The organism is Streptomyces flaveolus (assembly GCF_000716535.1).
Lineage (GTDB): Bacteria > Actinomycetota > Actinomycetes > Streptomycetales > Streptomycetaceae > Streptomyces > Streptomyces flaveolus_A.
This window is the reverse complement of the sequence record NZ_JNWV01000028.1, coordinates 31,864-50,927: the sequence shown is the minus strand read 5'-3', so window position 1 is coordinate 50,927 and position 19,064 is coordinate 31,864. Positions and strand designations below refer to the sequence as shown.

Below are 19,064 nucleotides of genomic sequence, written 5' to 3'. Positions count from 1 at the left end.
CACCGTGGGCGTTGCTCCGCCTGGAGCGACCGTGGGGGTCACTCCGCCTGGAGCACCAGCAGGGCCAGGTCGTCCTCGGGCAGGCCGCCGCCGAAGTCGTGGACCAGGCGGCGGATCCTTTCAGCGATCCGCTCGGCGCCGAGCCCGGCGCAGCCGGACAGGGCGCGGGCGAGGCCGTCGCCGTCGTCGAACTGCCGGGTGCCGGAGCGCCGCTCGGTCACGCCGTCGGTGACGCAGAGCAGGCTGTCGCCGGGGCGCAGGTCGAAGGTCTCGCTGGTGTAGGTCTCGTCCTCGACGACGCCGAGGAGGGTCTGCGGGCGGGCGGCGGTGCGCACGGTGCCGTCGGGGCTGAGGACGAGCGGCAGCGGGTGGCCGGCGGAGGCGAGGGTGCAGCGGATCCCGCCGTCGTACGGCGTCAGCTCGCCGTAGAGGAGGGAGAGGAAGCGCGTCTGCGGGCCCTCCCCGGTGGCCAGCGGCCGCCCGCCGACGGCGACCAGGGCGCGGGCGGCGGCGTCGGCGGCCTCGGTGGCGTCGTCCAGGAGGAGCTGGTTGAGGCGGTCCAGGACGTCGGCGACCCGGTAGCCCTCGCGGGCCAGGAGGCGCAGCCAGGGGCGGGCGAGGCCGATCACCACGGCGGCCTCCGGGCCCTTGCCCTGGACGTCGCCGACGGCGAAGCACCAGCGGCCGTCGCCCGCCGGGAACAGGTCGTAGAAGTCGCCGCTGGGGCCGCCCTTGTCGCAGGGCTCGTAGACGAGCGCGCTGCGCACGCCGGGGATCTCGGCGACGGCGCCGGGCAGCAGGCCGCGCTGGAGGACGGCGCTGATGGTGGCCTGGCGGGCGTACTGGCGGGCCGCGCCGATGGCCAGGGCCACCCTGCGGCTGAGGTCCTCGACCAGTCCGGTGATCTCGTCCGGGAAGCCCATCAGCCCGCACCGGCCGATGACCAGCGTGCCGAGCGGCCGGCCGCCCGCGATGAGCCGGTACGACAGCGCCGTCCCGTGGGCGCCCTGCGGGCCGAGCGCGTGGCCGGGCCAGGGGTAGGGCTCGGGGCCGGAGCGCAGCCCGCCCGGCGGGCACGGCGGCTCCTTCTCCAGGGCGCAGCGCAGCTCCTCGATGCGGGCCTCGCTGGCGTGCCAGACCCGGGCCGGTCCGCCGCCGGCGCCGCCGCGGACGGTCGCCTCGTCCTCCAGCCAGACCGCGCACCAGTCGGCGAGCCGGGGCACGATCAGCTGGCCGGTGAGCGCGGCGACCAGGTTCTCGTCCAGTTGTCCGGCGAGCAGGTCGGAGGCCTCGGCGAGGAAGGACAGGGCGCCCCGGCCGAGCCAGTCGCGGTCGCCCTCGGCACGGTGCGGCTGCGGGGCGAGGTCCTCGGCGACCTCCAGGGCCGGGTCGGGGCCGGGTCCGTCCAGGGCCTCGCTGCCGCCCGGGGGCAGCCGCGCCCAGACGGTCTTGGCACCGGTGCGGTAGGTGACGCCCCAGGACTCGGCGAGCGTGGCGACGAGGCGCAGGCCGCGCCCGTACTCGAGGGTGTCGTACGGCCCCTCGCCGCTCGTGGCGTCCCGCGGGGCACGGGACGGGTGCTGGTCGCGCACCTCGACCACGAGCGCGCCGGTGTCCTCCAGCCGCCACTCGACCTGCACCTCGGTGCCGGCGTGCACGACTGCGTTGGTGACCAGCTCGCTGACGACGGCCATGGCGTCGTCGGCGAGCCGCGCGCAGACCCCGGGCATCCCGTCCAGCGCGGCCCGCACGAGCGCGCGGGCCGAGCCCGGGGCGAGAGGGCTTCCGGGCAGCGTGGCCCGCCCCCGCGTCTCACCGGGCTGCGTGCCGCTGTCCCGTTGCGTGGGTATGGCCGCCATATCCATGCGGTCAGGGTGACAGACCGGGGGCACCCATAAGCGTGCAGTTACTGAAGTGGCCGGAATGCGGACACTTTCGAGCACCGCTGAGCACAAACTCCCCAAGGGGCGCGGGGCTGTGTCGGTACGACGGCTCCGCCACGCGGGGCGCGACGAGCCACGGACGACCCGCGGCCGGCCGCGGCCCCCGCCGCCCCTCCGGGCGCGCTACGCCTCCTTGGCCCCCGCGTACATCTCCTCGATGAGGTGCTTGTACTCCCGCTCCACCACGGGCCGCTTCAGCTTCAGGCTCGGCGTGATCTCGCCGTGCTCCACATCGAGGTCCCGCGGCAGCAGCCGGAACTTCTTGATGGTCTGCCAGCGCTGGAGCCCGGCGTTGAGCTGCCGCACGTACCCGTCGACCATCTCCACCGTCTGCGGCGCGGCGACGATCTCGGCGTACGACTTCCCCTCCAGCCCGTTCTCCTTCGCCCACTCCTGGATCGCGATCTCGTCCAGGGCGATGAGGGCGGTGCAGTAGTTCCGGTCGGCCCCGTGCACGAGGATGTTGGACACGTACGGGCACACCGCCTTGAACTGCCCCTCGACCTCGGCCGGAGCGACGTACTTGCCGCCGGACGTCTTGATGAGGTCCTTCTTGCGGTCGGTGATGCGCAGATAGCCGTCGGGCGACAGCTCGCCGATGTCCCCGGTGTGGAACCAGCCGTCGGACTCCAGCACCTCGGCGGTCTTCTCGGGCAGCTCGTGGTAGCCCTCCATGACGCCGGGACCGCGCAGCAGGATCTCGCCGTCGTCGGCGATGCGGACCTCGGTGCCGGGCAACGGCTTGCCGACCGTGCCGGTCCGGTAGGCCTCGCCGGGGTTGACGAAGGAGGCCGCGGAGGTCTCGGTGAGGCCGTAGCCCTCCAGGATGTGGATGCCGGCGCCGGCGAAGAAGTAGCCGATCTCCGGGGAGAGCGCGGAGGCGCCGGAGACACAGGCCCGCAGCCGGCCGCCGAAGGCCTCGCGGAGCTTGGCGTAGACGAGGGTGTCGGCGACCTTGTGCTTGGCGGCGAGCCCGAACGGCACGGAGGCGGTGCCGGTGCGCCGGAAGTTGTCCTGGCTGGCCTTGGCGTACTCGCGGGCGACCTCGGCGGCCCACTGGAAGATCTTGTACTTGGCTGCGCCGCCCTCGCGGGCCTTGGCCGCGACACCGTTGTAGACCTTCTCGAAGATGCGCGGCACGGCCGCCATGTACGTCGGCTGCACCACCGGGAGGTTCTCGATGATCTTGTCGACCCGGCCGTCCACGGCGGTGACGTGCCCGACCTCGATCTGTCCGGAGGTGAGCACCTTGCCGAAGACGTGCGCGAGCGGCAGCCACAGGTACTGCACGTCGTCCATGGTCACCAGGCCGGTCGCGGCGATGGCCTTCGCCATGTAGGCCCAGTTGTCGTGCGGCAGTCGCACGCCCTTGGGGCGGCCGGTGGTGCCCGAGGTGTAGATGAGGGTGGCGAGCTGGTCCTTGCTGATCGCGCCGACCCGCTCCTTGATCAACTGGGGGTGCTGCTCCAGGTAGGCGGCACCGCGCCGCTCCAGGTCGGCGAGGGTGATCACCCAGTCGTCCGTCTCGACGCCCGCCGGGTCGATGACGACGACCTTGACCAGATCCGGCAGCTCGGCGCGCTTCTCGACGGCCTTGGCGAGCTGGGCCGCGTCCTCGGCGATCAGTACCCGGCTCTGGGAGTCGGAGAGGATGAACGCGGACTCGTCGGCGTTGGTCTGCGGGTAGACGGTGGTGGTGGCACCGCCGGCGCACATGATGCCGAGGTCGGCGAGGATCCACTCGACGCGGGTGGAGGAGGCGAGCGCCACCCGCTGCTCGGGCTCGACGCCCAGGTCGATGAGCCCGGCAGCGATCGCGTACACCCGGTCGGCCGCCTGCGCCCAGCTGAGTGACTTCCAGTCGTCGGGGCCCTGCCCGGCGGACGGCGGGACCGGGTAGCGGTACGCCTCGGCGTCGGGTGTCGCCGCCACGCGCTCCAGGAAGAGGGCCGCCACGGACGGCGGACGGTTCTCGATCAGGGTCTGTGTGTCGCTCACGACATCCTCCGGGGGCCCGCGACGGTGCGGCTGACTCGGTGCGGCTGGGTTAACTCACGGTGGGGATTCAGGCTGTTGTTTAACTCGCGAGTAACTATCGAGCAGGGATCAGAGTAAGGGGCGACCGCCCGCTGCGTAAGGGGCCTCGGCCTGTCACTTTCCACTCAGAGCGACGTTACGCACGCGTAGGGGCCCGCCGCACTTTCGCACGACGGGCCCCCACATGCCCGGTTTACGGGCATCACCAGTTGTTACCTCTGGTTACTTCTTGCCCTTGGCCGATCCCGCAGCGTCATCGCTGGACAGCACGGCGATGAAGGCTTCCTGCGGAACCTCCACGGAACCCACCATCTTCATCCGCTTCTTGCCTTCCTTCTGCTTCTCCAGCAGCTTCCGCTTACGGGAGATGTCACCGCCGTAGCACTTGGCGAGGACGTCCTTGCGGATGGCGCGGATGGTCTCGCGGGCGATCACCCGGGAGCCGATGGCGGCCTGCACCGGCACCTCGAAGGCCTGCCGCGGGATCAGCTCCTTGAGCTTGGCGACGAGCCGCACGCCGTACGCGTACGCCTGGTCCTTGTGGGTGATCGCGGAGAACGCGTCCACCTTGTCGCCGTGCAGCAGGATGTCGACCTTGACCAGGCTCGACGTCTGCTCGCCGGTGGGCTCGTAGTCCAGCGAGGCGTAACCGCGGGTCTTGGACTTCAGCTGGTCGAAGAAGTCGAACACGATCTCCGCGAGCGGCAGCGTGTAGCGGATCTCGACCCGGTCCTCGGAGAGGTAGTCCATGCCGAGCAGGGTGCCGCGCCGGGTCTGGCACAGCTCCATGATCGAGCCGATGAACTCGGTGGGCGCGAGGATGGTGGCGCGTACGACCGGCTCGAAGACCTCGTTGATCTTGCCCTCGGGGAACTCGCTCGGGTTGGTGACCGTGTGCTCGCTGCCGTCCTCCATGACCACGCGGTAGACCACGTTGGGGGCGGTGGCGATCAGGTCGAGGCCGAACTCGCGCTCCAGGCGCTCCCGGATCACGTCCAGGTGCAGCAGGCCGAGGAAGCCGACGCGGAAACCGAAGCCGAGGGCGGCGGAGGTCTCCGGCTCGTAGACCAGCGCGGCGTCGTTGAGCTGAAGCTTGTCCAGGGCCTCGCGCAGCTCCGGGTAGTCGGAGCCGTCCAGCGGGTACAGACCCGAGAAGACCATCGGCTTCGGGTCCTTGTAACCGCCGAGCGCCTCGGTCGCGCCCTTCTGCTGGCTGGTGACGGTGTCACCGACCTTGGACTGCCTAACGTCCTTCACACCGGTGATGAGGTATCCCACCTCACCCACGCCGAGGCCGTCCGCCGGCAGCATCTCGGGCGAGCTGACGCCGATCTCCAGCAGCTCGTGCGTGGCGCCGGTCGACATCATCTTGATGCGCTCGCGCTTGTTGAGCTGGCCGTCGATGACACGGACGTACGTCACGACACCCCGGTAGGAGTCGTAGACCGAGTCGAAGATCATCGCGCGGGCGGGGGCGTCGGCGACCCCGACCGGCGCCGGGATCTCCTTGACGACCTTGTTCAGCAGCGCGTCCACGCCGAGCCCGGTCTTCGCGGAGACCTTGAGCACGTCCTCCGGGTCGCAGCCGACCAGGTTCGCCAGCTCCTCGGCGAACTTCTCCGGCTGGGCGGCCGGCAGGTCGATCTTGTTCAGCACCGGGATGATCGTGAGGTCGTTCTCCATCGCCAGGTAGAGGTTGGCGAGGGTCTGCGCCTCGATGCCCTGGGCGGCGTCGACGAGGAGGATGGTCCCCTCGCAGGCGGCGAGCGACCGCGAGACCTCGTAGGTGAAGTCGACGTGCCCCGGGGTGTCGATCATGTTGAGGATGTGGGTCGTGCCCTGGTCGGGGCCCTCGGTCGGGGCCCAGGGCAGACGCACCGCCTGGGACTTGATCGTGATGCCGCGCTCGCGCTCGATGTCCATCCGGTCGAGGTACTGAGCACGCATCTGCCGCTGCTCGACCACACCGGTCAACTGGAGCATCCGGTCGGCGAGCGTGGACTTGCCGTGGTCGATGTGCGCGATGATGCAGAAATTGCGGATCAGAGCCGGGGCGGTACGGCTCGGCTCGGGCACATGGTTAGGGGTCGCGGGCACGCAGGGTCCTGTCTCTTGAGGCGCCTTATGCCTCGGGTCGGATCGTTACGTAGTCTCCATGGTCCCACGCGGAGGGACCGGGGGCCGTTTTGGGCCGTCCGGAGGGCCACTGGTACTGTAGATGGCTGTGCCTCATGCCCTCTCAGCGCGAGGCACGACAGGTAATTTTGGATCACCGGTACGGGACCCACGCGGTCCCGCTCCTGAACCTGAAAAGGCTCCTTCGTGGCGAACATCAAGTCCCAGATCAAGCGGATCAAGACCAACGAGAAGGCTCGGCTGCGCAACAAGGCCGTCAAGTCCTCCCTGAAGACCGCGATCCGCAAGGCCCGTGAGGCCGCTGCCGCGGGTGACGTCGAGAAGGCCACTGAGCTGCAGCGCGCTGCCGCGCGTGCGCTCGACAAGGCCGTCTCGAAGGGCGTCATCCACAAGAACCAGGCCGCCAACAAGAAGTCGGCGCTTGCTTCCAAGGTCGCGTCCCTCAAGGGCTGAACTCCTTTCTGATCTGATCGCCGGAAGGACCCAGAGCGGGCCCTCTCTCATCCGCTCCCGTCCGGCACCCCCGAGCCTGTTCGCGGCCTGCGTTCGCCACGCGGGAACGGGCTCACCAGCTTGAATCCGAGGACCCCGGTCCCCTCGCCCTTCCCCAGGGCGGGGACCGGGGTTTTTGGTTGCGGTGCGGGTCCAAGGGGTGGTTGCGCTTCCCACGGCTGGGGCTAGGGGTTTGGCAGGCCTCCGGGACGGCCTTCGCCTGACGCCGGCCCCAGTAGGGCGCGGCCAAGCCCCTGGGTCCCGGCTCCGGAGGGGTCCCGGCTTCGGAGGGTGCGAGCGAAGCTCCTGAGGCCCGGGCCTCCTCCATACCCCTCTTCCGGGGCCGAGACCCGGCGGCGTCTAACCGCGTCCGCGGGAGCGGGCGGCCCGGGCGATCGTCACGACCGCCTTCTCCAGCGCGTACTCGGGATCGTCCCCGCCTCCCTTCACACCGGCGTCCGCCTCGGCGACCGCCCTGAGGGCCACCGCCACACCGTCCGGCGTCCAGCCCCGCATCTGCTGCCGGACCCGGTCGATCTTCCACGGCGGCATGCCCAGCTCACGCGCCAGATCGGCCGGCCGTCCGCCCCGGGCCGAGGACAGCTTCCCGATCGCCCGCACGCCCTGCGCCAGCGCACTGGTGATCATCACCGGCGCCACGCCCGTCGCCAGCGACCATCTGAGCGCCTCCAGCGCCTCCGCCGTGCGGCCCTCCACGGCCCGGTCGGCGACCGTGAAGCTGGACGCCTCGGCACGCCCCGTGTAGTACCGCCTGACGACCGCCTCGTCGATCGTCCCTTCCACGTCGGCGACCAATTGCGAGACCGCCGAGGCCAGCTCCCGCAGATCGCTCCCGATGGCGTCGCAGAGCGTCTGGCACGCCTCGGGTGTGGCCGACCGCCCGAACGAACGGAACTCCCCCCGCACGAAGGCCAGCCGGTCCGCCGGCTTGGTCATCTTCGGGCAGGCCACCTCCCGCGCTCCCGCCTTGCGCGCGGCGTCCAGCAGCCCTTTGCCCTTGGCGCCGCCGGCGTGCAGCAGCACCAGCGTGATCTCCTCGGCGGGCGAACCGAGGTACGCCTTCACGTCCTTGACCGTGTCGGCGGACAGGTCCTGCGCGTTGCGTACGACCACGACCTTGCGCTCGGCGAAGAGCGACGGGCTGGTCAGCTCGGCGAGCGTGCCGGGCTGCAGCTGGTCCGGGGTCAGGTCACGTACGTCCGTGTCGGCGTCGGCGGCCTTGGCGGCGGCCACCACCTCCTGCACGGCACGGTCGAGCAGGAGGTCCTCCTGGCCCACGGCGAGGGTCACCGGGGCGAGAGGGTCGTCATTCGCAGTCTTCCTGGCCATCGCTTACAGCATCCCACGCGGCACTGACAACGAAGCGCTCCCGGCACCCTGACCGGACCCGGAGCGGGCCCTGAGTGCGGCTCGGGGACCGGCCCCGGCGCGAGCACCGCGCCGGGCCAGGGGTCACGGCTCCTCGCGCCAGCCGTCCCACTCCCCCGCGAACGCGTCCAGCTCGGCGGGGTCTAGCCGCTCGTCCTCGTCCCGCAGCACCACCAGCCACTGGGCGTCCTCGGCGTCGTCCTCGCCGGCCAGCGCGTCCCGGACCAGCCGGGGTTCCTCGTCGAACCCGAACCGCTTCCCGAGCGCCTCGGCCGCCTCCTCTGCTGCGTCGCGATCGGGCAGCACCAGCACATGTCTCACATCACTCACGGGGCCATTCTCCGGCACCGGGGGCGAGGAGAAGGGGCACGTCAGTCTCGGGGAAGGGAGGCGAAGGGACAGGTCACGTCTCGGGAAACAGGTCACGTCTCGGGGAGCGAGGCGTACGACGACGCTTCGGCAGCGCGCTCCGCCCGTCAGCACCTCTGCCCCGGTACTCGGTGTCGAGCGTGACCGTGCGGGTCACGCCGTGCGGCGACAGCGCCCCCGTGACCGCCCACCGGCTGCCGCCCTTGTGCAGGAACCGGTCGCCGTGAAACTCCAGCGTCGGGAACCGCCGCACGTCCGGCGTGCGTTGGATTCCCTTCCTATGGGCCCGTGTCGCCTCGAAAGCCGCATCGGTGACATCCGCCGGGACTGAGTCGAATCAGCCGTTCAGTCAGGGGTTGCGCACAGCCGGTACACAGCTCAACTCGATGCCGAAGCGCTCTCGGTAGACCGTCAGCACCTCCTCGTCCGTCTCCAGCTCCCGCGTCTCGTGCCTGCCGTCCACGGTGGTCGTCTTCAGCCTGCGCCCGCTGAGCGTGATCCTCCCTCCGCCCTCCGTGAGCAGCGAGCAGACCAGCGACCGGGTGAAGTGCGACCGCGGCGACGTGCTGTGCCACCAGGCGCCGGCCGCGAAGTCCCCGAGCGCCCGGGGGCGGGTCTCCAGCCGGTACTGCGGCTTGCCGTCCCGCACGACGTCCAGGTCCCCGGTGCCCGGCGCGGCACCACCAGGCACTCCGGCCGGGTCCGGCCCCGCCTCCACCACCCGGAACCTGCCACCGGGGTCGTCCTGCTCCCCGCGTGCGGCATAGGCCAGCGGACCGTGACTGTGCGCCCCGAACCCGACGTCGGCGAGCCAGGTGTCCCCGTCCGCCGTCCGCACCCGCAGCGCGAGGTGGTCGTACGGGATCCCGAGCCGCCCCTCGTCCCCGTACACGCGTCCCGCGAGCAACTCCACCTCGTAACCGAGGGCGGCGAGCAACGCCCCGAACGCGCCGTTCAGTTCGTAGCAGAAGCCGCCGCGCCTGGCCTCGGTCACCTTGTCCAGCAGCCGCTTCTCCTCCAGGGTGATCTCCTCTCCGAGGTGGACCGACAGGTTCTCGAAGGGAATGGTCCGCAGATGGCGCAGGTGCAACTCGCGCAGCGTCTCGCTGGTGGGCCGCGGTGGGCGCGCGATGCCGAGCCGGCGGAGATAGGCGTCGATCTGTACCGAGGTCATGGGCCCAGTCTGCTCCAGCCTCGTCCCGTCCTCGCCGTCCTCGCCGGGCCGGCCTTTCTCCTCCCTCTCTGGACCGGCCTTCTCGCGTGCTCCCCGGTCGTTCCCGGGTCGTTCCCCGTCGCTCTCTCGCCCCCTCCCCCCCTCCCTCCCCCGCGCCTTACGCATCCTCAGTCCTCCCTCGCCACCCCCATCCGCCCGTTCCTCCCTCCGGTCCCGGTGACCGCGAGCGCCCCGTCCCGGTCGGTTCGCAGGACCGCCGCGCCGCCGGCCCGCAGCGCGGCCATGGTCGCCGGGGCCGGGTGGCCATAGGGGTTGTCGGCGCCGGCGGACACCAGCGCCACCCGGGGTGCCGCGAGGCGCAACAACTCCGGCTCCTGATAGGCCGAGCCGTGATGGGCCACCTTCAGGACGTCCACTCCGGCCAGATCAGCCGCTGCCGGGGACCGCACCAGGGCCTGCTGGGCGGGGGGTTCGAGATCTCCGAGCAACAGCAACCGCAATCCGCCCGTGCGCACGAGTAGCGCGACGCTGGCGTCGTTGGGCCCCTCCGGCTCCCACCCGGCACCCGCGCCCTGCCACACCGGGGGCACGCGTGGGCTCTGCGGTGAGGGTGGCGGTGTCGGTTGCGAGGACGATGACGGCGATGGTGGTGTCGGCGGCGGCCACAGGACCCGCCAGGTGAGCGGTCCAGTGCGCCGTTCCTCTCCCGCGACGGCCGTCGTGACAGGGATGTGCCGTTCGGCCGCCTCTCTTCGGACGAACTCCGCCTGCTCCGCGGGTTCCGCGAACGCCGTGGTCTCGATCGCGGCCACCGAGCGGCCCCGCAGGACACCGGGCAGGCCCGCCACATGGTCGGCGTGGAAGTGGGTGAGGACGAGGAGAGGGACGCGAGTGATGCCCAGCCGCCGCAGGCAGTCGTCGACCAGTGCTGGATCCGGTCCGGCGTCCACCACCACTCCGGCGCCCTCGCCCGCCGCCAGCACGGTCGCGTCCCCCTGCCCGACATCGCACATCGCGAACCGCCAGCCCGGTGGTGGCCAGCCGGTGATCAACCGGGTCAGCGGCGCCGGCCGTGTGACCAGCAGTACGAGCAGCAATGCGAGCAGCCCGCACCACCCCGGGTGCCGCAGCAGTCTCCGGCCGGCCAGGACGACGGCCACGGTGACCACCGCCAGCGCCAGCGCGCCCGGCCAGCTCCCGGGCCAGTCCACACCCGCGCCCGGCATCGCCGCCCCGGTCCGGGCGACACCCGCGATCCATCGCGCCGGCCAACTCGCGCACCACGCCAACGCTTTGGCCAACGGCATCGCCACCGGCGCCGCCGCGAGCGCAGCGAACCCCAGGACCGTGGCGGGTGCCACCGCCACCTCGGCCAGCAGGTTGCACGGCACCGCCACCAGGCTCACCCGGGCCGCCAGCACCGCCACGACCGGCGCGCACACGGCCTGCGCGGCAGCGGCCGCCGCCAGTGCCTCGGCGAGCCGCGGGCGCACCCCGCGCCGCCGCAACGCCTCGCTCCAGCCCGGCGCCAGCACCAGCAGCGCACCGGTGGCCAGCACGGACAGCAGGAAGCCGTAACTGCGAGCCAGCCACGGGTCGTACAGCACCAGCAGCAGGACGGCCGTGGCCAACGCCGGCACCAGTGATCGACGGCGCCCGGTGGCCAGGGCGAGCAGCGCGACCGCGCCGCAGGCGGCGGCCCGCAGAACGCTGGGGTCGGGCCGGCAGACGACCACGAAGCCCAGCGTCAGCGCTCCCGCGAGCAGGGCCGTCGCCCGCAGGGAGAGCCCCAGGCGCGGCGCCAGACCACGACGCTCGGCCCGTTGAGCCAGCCCGGGCGGTCCGATGAGCAACGCGAGCAGGACGGTGAGGTTGCTGCCGGAGACGGCGAGCGTGTGCGCCAGGTCCGTCTCCTCGAAGGCGTGGTCCAGCTCGGGCGTGATCCGCGCGGTGTCCCCGACGACCAACCCGGGAAGCAGCGCCCGCGCGTCTCCCGGCAGGTCTTCGGTCGCGTCCCGCAGGCCGACTCGGAGCCGCCCCGCCAAACGTTGCGGCCCGCTGGGCCCCGCCACGACGCGTGGCTCCGGTCGGCCGCGCACCCGCAGTACGGCCGCGATCCGGTCACCTCCCGTCGACTCAGGCGCCAGTCGCCCGGTCACCCACAGCCGGGTGGACGGCAGCAGCCCGAGCCAGGCGGCTCGCCCAGCCGGTTTGCTCTGCTCGGCGCGGTCCGGTGGCGGCCCGGAACTCCGGTTTCCCGCGGCACTCTCCTCCGGTGCCGGGACGTCCGGGTCGACGATCAACAGCACGGGCGTCCGCGTCCGCACCCGTCTCCCGTCGGCCTCCTCGACGCTCCGCACCTCGGCCCGGGCCAGCACCGCCGCGGGTGCCGCGTGATCCCCGCGCACGTGTGGCCTGCTCAGCCAGGGATCGCCGCTCACCTCGACCTCGGCGGTCACGGTCGCGAACCGCCGGGCCAGCTCGGGCACCGGCCCGCGCCGCACGTCGGCCCCGTGCAGCCCGGCGGAGGCGGCCGCCGCGGCGACGCAGAGCAACACCGCGGCGACGGCGGCACGAGCCCATCCGAACCGCTCGCGCACCCGCCGGGCCCACTGCTCCCATCGGCTCTGCCCCGTCAGCGCCTTCCGTGTCAGCGCCGTTCCTGCCGACGCCCTCCCCGTCACCGCCGTTCCTGTCGACACCCTCCCCGTCACCGCCGTCCCTGCTGACGCCCTCCCCGTCACCGCCGTTCCTGCCGACGCCCTCCCCGTCACCGCCGTCCCTGTCGACGCCGTCCGCCCGGCACCAACCGCGTCATCGGCCAGCGGACCCGCACCGGTCCGCTCGCCCCCGCCCGCCCGTCCCGGCCGCCGCACCGACAGCAGGAGCACCCCGCCGACGAGCGAGACGACGGCGGTCGCTGCGATCCAAGCCGCCGGAGCGTCCACGGTCAGGGCCGCCGTGGCCCAGGCCGCGAGTGCGGGCGGCACCAGGCGCAGGTCCATGGGACCGCTCCGGTCGGTGCGCGCGGTGCCATCCCGCTCGGGCTCGGAGCGCGGACCGGTCTCGTCGAGCACGCGGCTCATGGCCGTACCAGGTCGCGCAGATCGGTGAATCGGCGGTCGCCGATGCCGTTCACCTCCCGCAGTTCGTCCACCGAGCGGAAACCGCCGTGCTGGGTGCGGTAGTCGATGATGTGCTGGGCCAGTACCGGGCCGACTCCGGGCAGGGTGTCGAGCTGCTCCGCCGTGGCCGTGTTCAGGGAGACCGGCGCCGGCGGGCCCGTGCCGGTGGATCCGGTGAGCGACCCGGCTGCCGGGGCGGGCTGAGCGGCGGCACCCGCAGGGGTGCCTACGACGACCTGTTCGCCGTCGACCAGGAAGCGGGCGCGGTTCAGTCCTTCCGTGCTCACGCCCGGCCGGACCCCGCCCGCCGCCCGCAGCGCGTCGGCCACCCGGGCACCGGCCGGCAGCCGCCGGATCCCCGGTTTCCGGACCTTGCCGCTGATGTCCACGACGATCTCCGCGCCGGGTGTCGCCGACGTACCCACGGCCGGTGCGGCGGTCGCTCCCTCGCCCTTCTTGCCGAAGGGGGCCTGGTCACGCACCACCTGGGGGGCGCTCACCTCCTGGGGCCGACCCGCCCAGAAGTGCTGCACGGCGAAGACGGCGGCGGCCACGAGCACCACGGCGAGCGCCACGACTCCCCGCCGCTCCACTCCGTACCGGGTCTGGAGCCACACCGGCATCCGCTCGCGCAGCGCCATCCCGGCCCGCTCCCGCCAGCCCGGCGCACCGGACTCCTCCGAAGCCGAAGCCAAAGCCGACTCCGATCCCGACTCCAGCTCCTGTTCCTGCTCCTGCTCCGGCTCCGGCTCCGGCTCCGACAACCGCACCGCACCGCCCGGTTCAACCGCGGCCCCAGTCGTCGCCACCCCCTCCCGGATCCCGCCCGACGCCGACGTGGCCGCTGTCGTCGTACGCCTGGGCCACGAACGCGAACTCAGGCCGGGTGCGAGGCCCGTCACCGTTGCCGTCGGTGTGCCCCCGGAGCCGTCCGGGATCGGCGGCGCGTTCCCCGACTCCCGCCACTGCACGGCCCGTTCGCCGAAGAGGAGTTCCGCCCGGCGGCGCAGTTCCTCCGCCGGTGCGGACGGGTGACGGCCGGCGTGGCGATGGCCGGTGGAGCGACGATGGTCTGAGGAGCGCCGATGGCCGGAGGAGCGGCGCCGCCTGAGTCGGCCGTCGGAGGCAGGGCCACGGCCGGGGCCGCTGGTCGCGGTTGCTGTGCGGGAACGAGATCGAAGTGCCATGCGACGAGGATGGGGTATTCCGCACCATCAGGATGATCTTGGTGAATTCCCGTGGAAGACCGCCCGGTTGTGGAAAACTCCGCCACTCACACGAGTGAAACCGACCCGCCCCCGGCAGCAACGGAAACTGTCCGTACCCCCGATCGCCGTTGTCAGCGAGGCGAGACGACCGCGCCCAGCAGCCCGGGCCCGGTGTGCGCCCCGATCACCGCTCCGACCTCGCTGACATGCAGGTCGGCCAGGCCCGGGACGCGCGCCCGCAGCCGGTCGGCGAGCGCGGCGGCACGGTCGGGGGCGGCGAGATGGTGGACGGCGATGTCGACCTCGGCACCGCCCGCCCGCTCGGCGGCCAGCTCCTCCAGGCGCGCGATCGCCCTGGACGCCGTACGGACCTTTTCCAGCAGGTCGATACGGCCGCCGTCCAGTTGAAGCAGGGGTTTGACGGCGAGCGCGGAGCCCAGCAGTGCCTGCGCGGCGCCGATACGGCCGCCGCGGCGCAGATAGTCGAGGGTGTCGACGTAGAAGAAGGCGGACGTGCCGTCGGCGCGCTTCTCGGCGGCCGTGACGGCTTCGTCCACCGTGCCGCCCGCTTCCGCGGCCTGGGCCGCGGCGAGCGCGCAGAAGCCGAGCGCCATCGCGACCATTCCGGTGTCCACCACCCGCACGGGCACCGGTGCCTCCCGCGCCGCGAGGACCGCCGCGTCGTAGGTGCCGGACAGTTCGGCGGACAGGTGCAGGGAGACGATGCCGCACGCGCCGGACTCGGCGACCTTGCGGTAGGTCTCCGCGAACATCTGGGGGCTGGGGCGGGAGGTGGTGACCGAGCGCCGCTTCTGCAGTGCCTGGGCCAGGGAGCGGGTCGAGATCTCGGTGCCCTCTTCGAGGGCCCGGGCGCCGAGAACCACGGTCAGCGGGACCGCGGTGATGCCGTGACGCTCCATCGCCCGGGGCGGCAGGTAGGCCGTTGAATCGGTGACGATCGCGACATGGCGGGACATGAGCTGGAGGTTACCTGGCGTAGTGCTCACTCGGCAGCCCGGCCCCTGTCCCGCGGCCCGGGTGCGGCTCGCTCATGTGGTGCTCTCGGGGCGGCGCTTCTTCTGCCACGGTGTGGTGGGGCGCCATGACGGCGGGGCGATCGCCTCGGGAGCGGGCTCCTCGGCGGCGGGGGCCCCGGGCGCCTTGGGCCAGGTCTGTTCCGTGGCCCGGCCCTCGGCCGGGGCGGGCGCGCCGGGCCACGGCGGGGGCGCCTGGCCGGGCTCGGTGCGCGTCCAGTGGCGCAGGGCGTCCGCTTCGATGTCGATCTGCGCGCTGAGGGTGCCCAGATCGTCCCCGGCGAAGCGGTGGGCGCGGTCGCGGACGGCCCAGCGCAGGGAGTCCGCGGACTTGGTGATCCGCTCGGTGCGGCTGCGCAGTTCGGGCAGGCGCGCGGTGAGCGTGGCCCGGTCGGGCTCGGACTCCAGGCGCTTGAGGTCGGCGTCCAGCTCGTGTCCGTGCGCGTTGAGCCGTTCGAAGAGGCCGAGGGACTCCTTCAGGGACTCGTCCTCGGCCACGCCCGCGTGCAGCGCGTCCTGTGTGGCGCGCATGGAGGTGCGCAGCGCGAGCCGTAGCTGGGCGATCTCGCCGGCCGGTCCGATCTGGGCGAAGGACTTGGCGCGCAGGGTGTGGTCCTCGACCGTGCGGCGGGCCTGCGCGATGGTCCGGTCCACACCGCGCTTCGCGGCGCCGACCGCCTTGACCGTGGCGTACGCGCCCAGGGCGACGAACAGCAGGAAGAGCAGGGCGAACACGGTCAACACGACTTCCATGACGCTCCTCCTCCGAACCGGTACGGCACAAGCCGCTTGCTCTCCACGGTAAACGCAGCGGGCAGGCCCGGAGTTCCGGAAGAACCCCGAACCTGCCCGTAGGGGACTACCCCGAGCCGGTGAAAAGCCTCCGGTTGCTACGCCGGGACGATGTTGACCAGCTTCGGCGCCCGCACGATCACCTTGCGGATGCCCGCGCCGTCCAGCGCCGCGACGACCTTCTCGTCGGCCAGTGCCACCTTCTCCAGCTCGTCCTCGGAGATGGTGGGCGGCACCTCCAGCCGGGCCTTGACCTTGCCCTTGATCTGCACGACGCAGGTCACGGTCTCGTCCACGACATAGGCCGGGTCGGCGACCGGGAAGTCCTGGTGGACGACCGAGTCGGTGTGGCCCAGCCTGCGCCACAGCTCCTCGGCGATGTGCGGGGCCAGCGGGGCGACCATCAGCACCAGCGGCTCGGCCACGGACCGAGGCACCGCGACGCCGGCCTTGGTCAGGTGGTTGTTCAGCTCGGTGACCTTGGCGATGGCGGTGTTGAAGCGCAGGCCCTCCAGGTCCTGGCGCACGCCGTCGATCGCCTTGTGCAGGGCGCGCAGGGTCTCCTCGTCGGGCTCGGCGTCGGTGACGGTGACCTCGCCGGTGTTCTCGTCGACGATGTTGCGCCACAGCCGCTGCAGCAGCCGGAACTGGCCGACCACCGCGCGCGTGTCCCACGGACGGGAGACGTCCAGCGGGCCCATGGCCATCTCGTACAGGCGCAGCGTGTCGGCGCCGTACTCGGCGGCGATCTCGTCCGGAGTCACCGCGTTCTTCAGGGACTTGCCCATCTTGCCCAGCAGGCGGCTGACCTTCTCGCCCTGGTAGTAGTAGGCGCCGTCGCGCTCCTCCACCTCGGCGGCCGGCACCGCGATGCCACGGCTGTCACGGTAGACGTACGCCTGGATCATGCCCTGGTTGAACAGCTTGTGGAACGGCTCCGCCGAGGAGACGTGCCCCAGGTCGTACAGGACCTTGGACCAGAAGCGCGCGTACAGCAGGTGCAGCACGGCGTGCTCGGCGCCGCCGACGTACAGGTCGACACCGCCGTGCGGCCGGCCCTCGCGCGGGCCCATCCAGTACCGCTCGATCTCCGGGTCGACCAGCTTCTGGTCGTTGTGCGGGTCCAGGTAGCGGAACTCGTACCAGCAGGAACCGGCCCAGTTGGGCATGGTGTTGGTCTCGCGGCGGTACTTCTTGGGGCCGTCGCCCAGGTCCAGGGTGACGTTGACCCATTCCTCGTTGCGCGACAGCGGCGTCTCGGGCTTGGTGTCGGCGTCGTCCGGGTCGAAGGTGCGCGGGCTGTAGTCCTCGATCTCGGGCAGCTCCAGGGGCAGCATCGACTCGGGCAGCGCGTGGGCGACGCCGTCCTCGTCGTAGACGATCGGGAAGGGCTCGCCCCAGTAGCGCTGGCGGCTGAACAGCCAGTCGCGCAGCCGGAAGTTGACGGTGCCCTCGCCGATGCCCTCGCGTTCCAGCCATTCGGTGATGCGCGCCTTGGCCTCGACCACGCCCAGGCCGTTCAGCCGCACGTCGCCGCTGTCGGAGTTGACGATCTTCGCGTCGTAGGAGACGAAGGCGTCGTCCCAGGCCGACGGGTCGGTGCCGCGGCCGTCGGTCGGCTCGACCACGCAGCGGATCGGCAGCTCGAAGGCGCGCGCGAAGGCGAAGTCGCGGCTGTCGTGCGCGGGGACGGCCATGATCGCGCCGGTGCCGTAGCCCATCAGGACGTAGTCGGCGATGAAGACCGGGACCTGCTCGCCGTTGACCGGGTTCGTCGCGAACGCGCCGGTGAAGACGCCGGTCTTGTCCTTGGCCTCGGCCTGCCGCTCGACGTCGGACTTCGAGGCGGCCTGCGCGCGGTAGGCGGCGACGGCCTCGGCCGGGGTGGCGTGGCCGCCGGTCCACACCTCGTGCGTGCCCTCGGGCCACGCCTCGGGGGTGAACTTCTCGACCAGCGGGTGCTCGGGCGCCAGCACCATGTAGGTCGCGCCGAACAGGGTGTCCGGGCGGGTGGTGAAGACCGTGATGCGCTCGCCGTCGATCGGGAAGTCGACGCGGGCGCCCTCGCTGCGGCCGATCCAGTTGCGCTGCTGCAGCTTGATGGCCTCGGGCCAGTCCAGCTCCTCCAGGTCCTCCAGCAGCCGGTCGGCGTAGGCGGTGATGCGCATGTTCCACTGGCGCAGCTTGGCCTTGAAGACCGGGTAGTTGCCGCGCTCGGAGCGGCCGTCGGCGGTGACCTCCTCGTTGGCCAGCACGGTGCCCAGGCCCGGGCACCAGTTGACCGGCGCGTCGGAGGCGTAGGCCAGGCGGTACTCGCCCAGGATGTCGGCTCGCTCGGTGGCGGTCAGGTCGTTCCACGCGCGCGTGGAGCCCGGAATCGCGCGCTCACCGGACTCGAACTGGGCGATCAGCTCGGAGATCGGGCGGGCCTTCCGCGCCTCGTCGTCGTACCAGGAGTTGAAGATCTGCAGGAAGATCCACTGGGTCCACTTGTAGTAGTCCGGGTCGATCGTGGCGAACGACCGGCGCTTGTCGTGGCCCAGGCCCAGCCGGCGCAGCTGGGACTTCATGTTGTTGATGGCGGCCTCGGTGGTGATCCGCGGGTGCTCGCCGGTCGTGACGGCGTGCTGCTCGGCGGGCAGGCCGAAGGCGTCGAAGCCCAGGGTGTGCAGGACGTTGTGGCCGGTCATGCGCTGGAACCGGGCATAGACGTCGGTGGCGATGTAGCCCAGCGGGTGGCCGACGTGCAGGCCCGCGCCCGAGGGGTACGGGAACATGTCCATGATGAACTTCTTGGGCTTGGCGACCAGCTCGGGGTCGCCCGCCAGGTCGCCCGTGGGGTTCGCCGCCGCGTAGGTGCCGTCGGCGTCCCAGAAGTCCTGCCAGCGTGCCTCGATCTCGGCTGCCATGGCGGCCGTGTAGCGGTGCGGCGCGGTCTCCGCCGACGCGGCGCTGGCAGCGGGGTTCGTCTCGCTCATGATCCTCAAAGCTCCATCGATCGTCTCTGCCTGCGGCTGTGACATCCAAAGAAACGAAAAAACCCCTCGCACAGGAGGGGACGCCGCGCCGATGCCGACCTCACGGGTGGACCGGGGTCGGTACTGATCAGCGCGGCCCGCTAAGCAGAAGGCGTACGGCACGCATGGCGTTAGGGTACCGCAGCCCTTGAGCAAGCCGCGAGGCGCTTCCGTATCCCTGGTGGACATGTCACGAAGCCCACCGGAACTGAACGAAGGTCAATGATTACTTCGCGTAACGTCCCCTAAGGGACACCTCTCCCAGTCGCATGGTCCGTTGATAACAACGCAATAACTCAAACCCCGTACTGATCGGTATGGCGCCACTTAGAGTGCGGCAGCGGGACC

12 protein-coding genes and 1 pseudogene are annotated in these 19,064 nt (G+C 71.8%); 1 reads left to right on the top strand and 12 read right to left on the bottom strand.

Annotated features, from left to right (window positions below; all coding sequences use genetic code 11):
* Nucleotides 1-38 precede the first annotated feature (38 nt).
* The 3 genes from OO52_RS28605 to lepA all read right to left on the bottom strand — a co-directional run bounded on the left by OO52_RS28605 (nucleotide 39) and on the right by lepA (nucleotide 6,077).
* A complete protein-coding gene (locus OO52_RS28605) occupies nucleotides 39-1,859 on the bottom strand; it encodes an ATP-binding SpoIIE family protein phosphatase (RefSeq protein ID WP_030653783.1) in 1,821 nt (606 codons plus the stop codon).
* A gap of 207 nt (nucleotides 1,860-2,066) precedes the next feature.
* Entirely contained in the window at nucleotides 2,067-3,941 is a 1,875-nt protein-coding gene (locus OO52_RS28600; RefSeq protein WP_030653786.1) for an AMP-dependent synthetase/ligase, read from the bottom strand.
* Nucleotides 3,942-4,202: 261 nt separating this feature from the next.
* Nucleotides 4,203-6,077, bottom strand: a complete 1,875-nt coding sequence (gene lepA, locus OO52_RS28595) for a translation elongation factor 4 (protein WP_030653789.1) — start codon at nucleotides 6,075-6,077, stop codon at nucleotides 4,203-4,205.
* Nucleotides 6,078-6,302: 225 nt separating this feature from the next.
* Here lepA and rpsT point away from each other — a divergent pair, with 225 nt between their 5' ends.
* Nucleotides 6,303-6,569: a 30S ribosomal protein S20 gene (gene rpsT / locus OO52_RS28590; RefSeq protein ID WP_004001350.1), complete on the top strand. Its 267-nt coding sequence runs from the start codon at nucleotides 6,303-6,305 to the stop codon at nucleotides 6,567-6,569.
* 399 nt (nucleotides 6,570-6,968) lie between these two features.
* On the opposite strand, the gene holA is transcribed toward rpsT, so the two are convergent.
* The 9 genes and pseudogenes from holA to leuS all read right to left on the bottom strand — a co-directional run bounded on the left by holA (nucleotide 6,969) and on the right by leuS (nucleotide 18,677).
* Nucleotides 6,969-7,958, bottom strand: a complete 990-nt coding sequence (holA, locus tag OO52_RS28585; protein ID WP_030653792.1) for a DNA polymerase III subunit delta — start codon at nucleotides 7,956-7,958, stop codon at nucleotides 6,969-6,971.
* Between the two features lie 123 nt (nucleotides 7,959-8,081).
* Nucleotides 8,082-8,327: a hypothetical protein gene (locus OO52_RS28580; RefSeq protein WP_030653795.1), complete on the bottom strand. Its 246-nt coding sequence runs from the start codon at nucleotides 8,325-8,327 to the stop codon at nucleotides 8,082-8,084.
* A 151-nt stretch (nucleotides 8,328-8,478) separates the two neighbouring features.
* Nucleotides 8,479-8,622, bottom strand: a pseudogene (locus tag OO52_RS53060) (YceI family protein); the annotation flags it as partial.
* Nucleotides 8,623-8,715: 93 nt separating this feature from the next.
* Nucleotides 8,716-9,540, bottom strand: coding sequence for an arylamine N-acetyltransferase family protein (locus tag OO52_RS28575; protein ID WP_030653798.1), 825 nt, complete (start codon nucleotides 9,538-9,540; stop codon nucleotides 8,716-8,718).
* 167 nt (nucleotides 9,541-9,707) lie between these two features.
* On the bottom strand, nucleotides 9,708-12,626 hold the full coding sequence (locus OO52_RS28570; RefSeq protein ID WP_420711440.1) for a ComEC/Rec2 family competence protein: 2,919 nt from the start codon (nucleotides 12,624-12,626) through the stop codon (nucleotides 9,708-9,710).
* Nucleotides 12,623-13,852, bottom strand: a complete 1,230-nt coding sequence (locus tag OO52_RS47985) for a ComEA family DNA-binding protein (protein ID WP_030653804.1) — start codon at nucleotides 13,850-13,852, stop codon at nucleotides 12,623-12,625. The genes OO52_RS28570 and OO52_RS47985 overlap by 4 nt, the downstream gene beginning before the upstream one ends.
* Nucleotides 13,853-14,004: 152 nt before the next feature.
* Nucleotides 14,005-14,850, bottom strand: coding sequence for a DegV family protein (locus OO52_RS28555; protein ID WP_030653807.1), 846 nt, complete (start codon nucleotides 14,848-14,850; stop codon nucleotides 14,005-14,007).
* Between the two features lie 72 nt (nucleotides 14,851-14,922).
* Nucleotides 14,923-15,660, bottom strand: coding sequence for a hypothetical protein (locus tag OO52_RS28550; RefSeq protein WP_030653811.1), 738 nt, complete (start codon nucleotides 15,658-15,660; stop codon nucleotides 14,923-14,925).
* Between the two features lie 137 nt (nucleotides 15,661-15,797).
* On the bottom strand, nucleotides 15,798-18,677 hold the full coding sequence (gene leuS, locus OO52_RS28545; protein WP_030653812.1) for a leucine--tRNA ligase: 2,880 nt from the start codon (nucleotides 18,675-18,677) through the stop codon (nucleotides 15,798-15,800).
* Nucleotides 18,678-19,064 lie beyond the last annotated feature (387 nt).

Excerpts from the sequence above, each read along its gene's own strand:
- OO52_RS28605 (WP_030653783.1), bottom strand. The coding sequence starts at position 1,859 with ATGGCGGCCATACCCACGCAACGGGACAGCGGCACGCAGCCCGGTGAG.
- holA (WP_030653792.1), bottom strand. The coding sequence starts at position 7,958 with ATGGCCAGGAAGACTGCGAATGACGACCCTCTCGCCCCGGTGACCCTC.
- OO52_RS28575 (WP_030653798.1), bottom strand. The coding sequence starts at position 9,540 with ATGACCTCGGTACAGATCGACGCCTATCTCCGCCGGCTCGGCATCGCG.
- OO52_RS28570 (WP_420711440.1), bottom strand. The coding sequence starts at position 12,626 with ATGAGCCGCGTGCTCGACGAGACCGGTCCGCGCTCCGAGCCCGAGCGG.
- OO52_RS47985 (WP_030653804.1), bottom strand. The coding sequence starts at position 13,852 with ATGGCACTTCGATCTCGTTCCCGCACAGCAACCGCGACCAGCGGCCCC.
- OO52_RS28555 (WP_030653807.1), bottom strand. The coding sequence starts at position 14,850 with ATGTCCCGCCATGTCGCGATCGTCACCGATTCAACGGCCTACCTGCCG.
- OO52_RS28550 (WP_030653811.1), bottom strand. The coding sequence starts at position 15,660 with ATGGAAGTCGTGTTGACCGTGTTCGCCCTGCTCTTCCTGCTGTTCGTC.
- leuS (WP_030653812.1), bottom strand. The coding sequence starts at position 18,677 with ATGAGCGAGACGAACCCCGCTGCCAGCGCCGCGTCGGCGGAGACCGCG.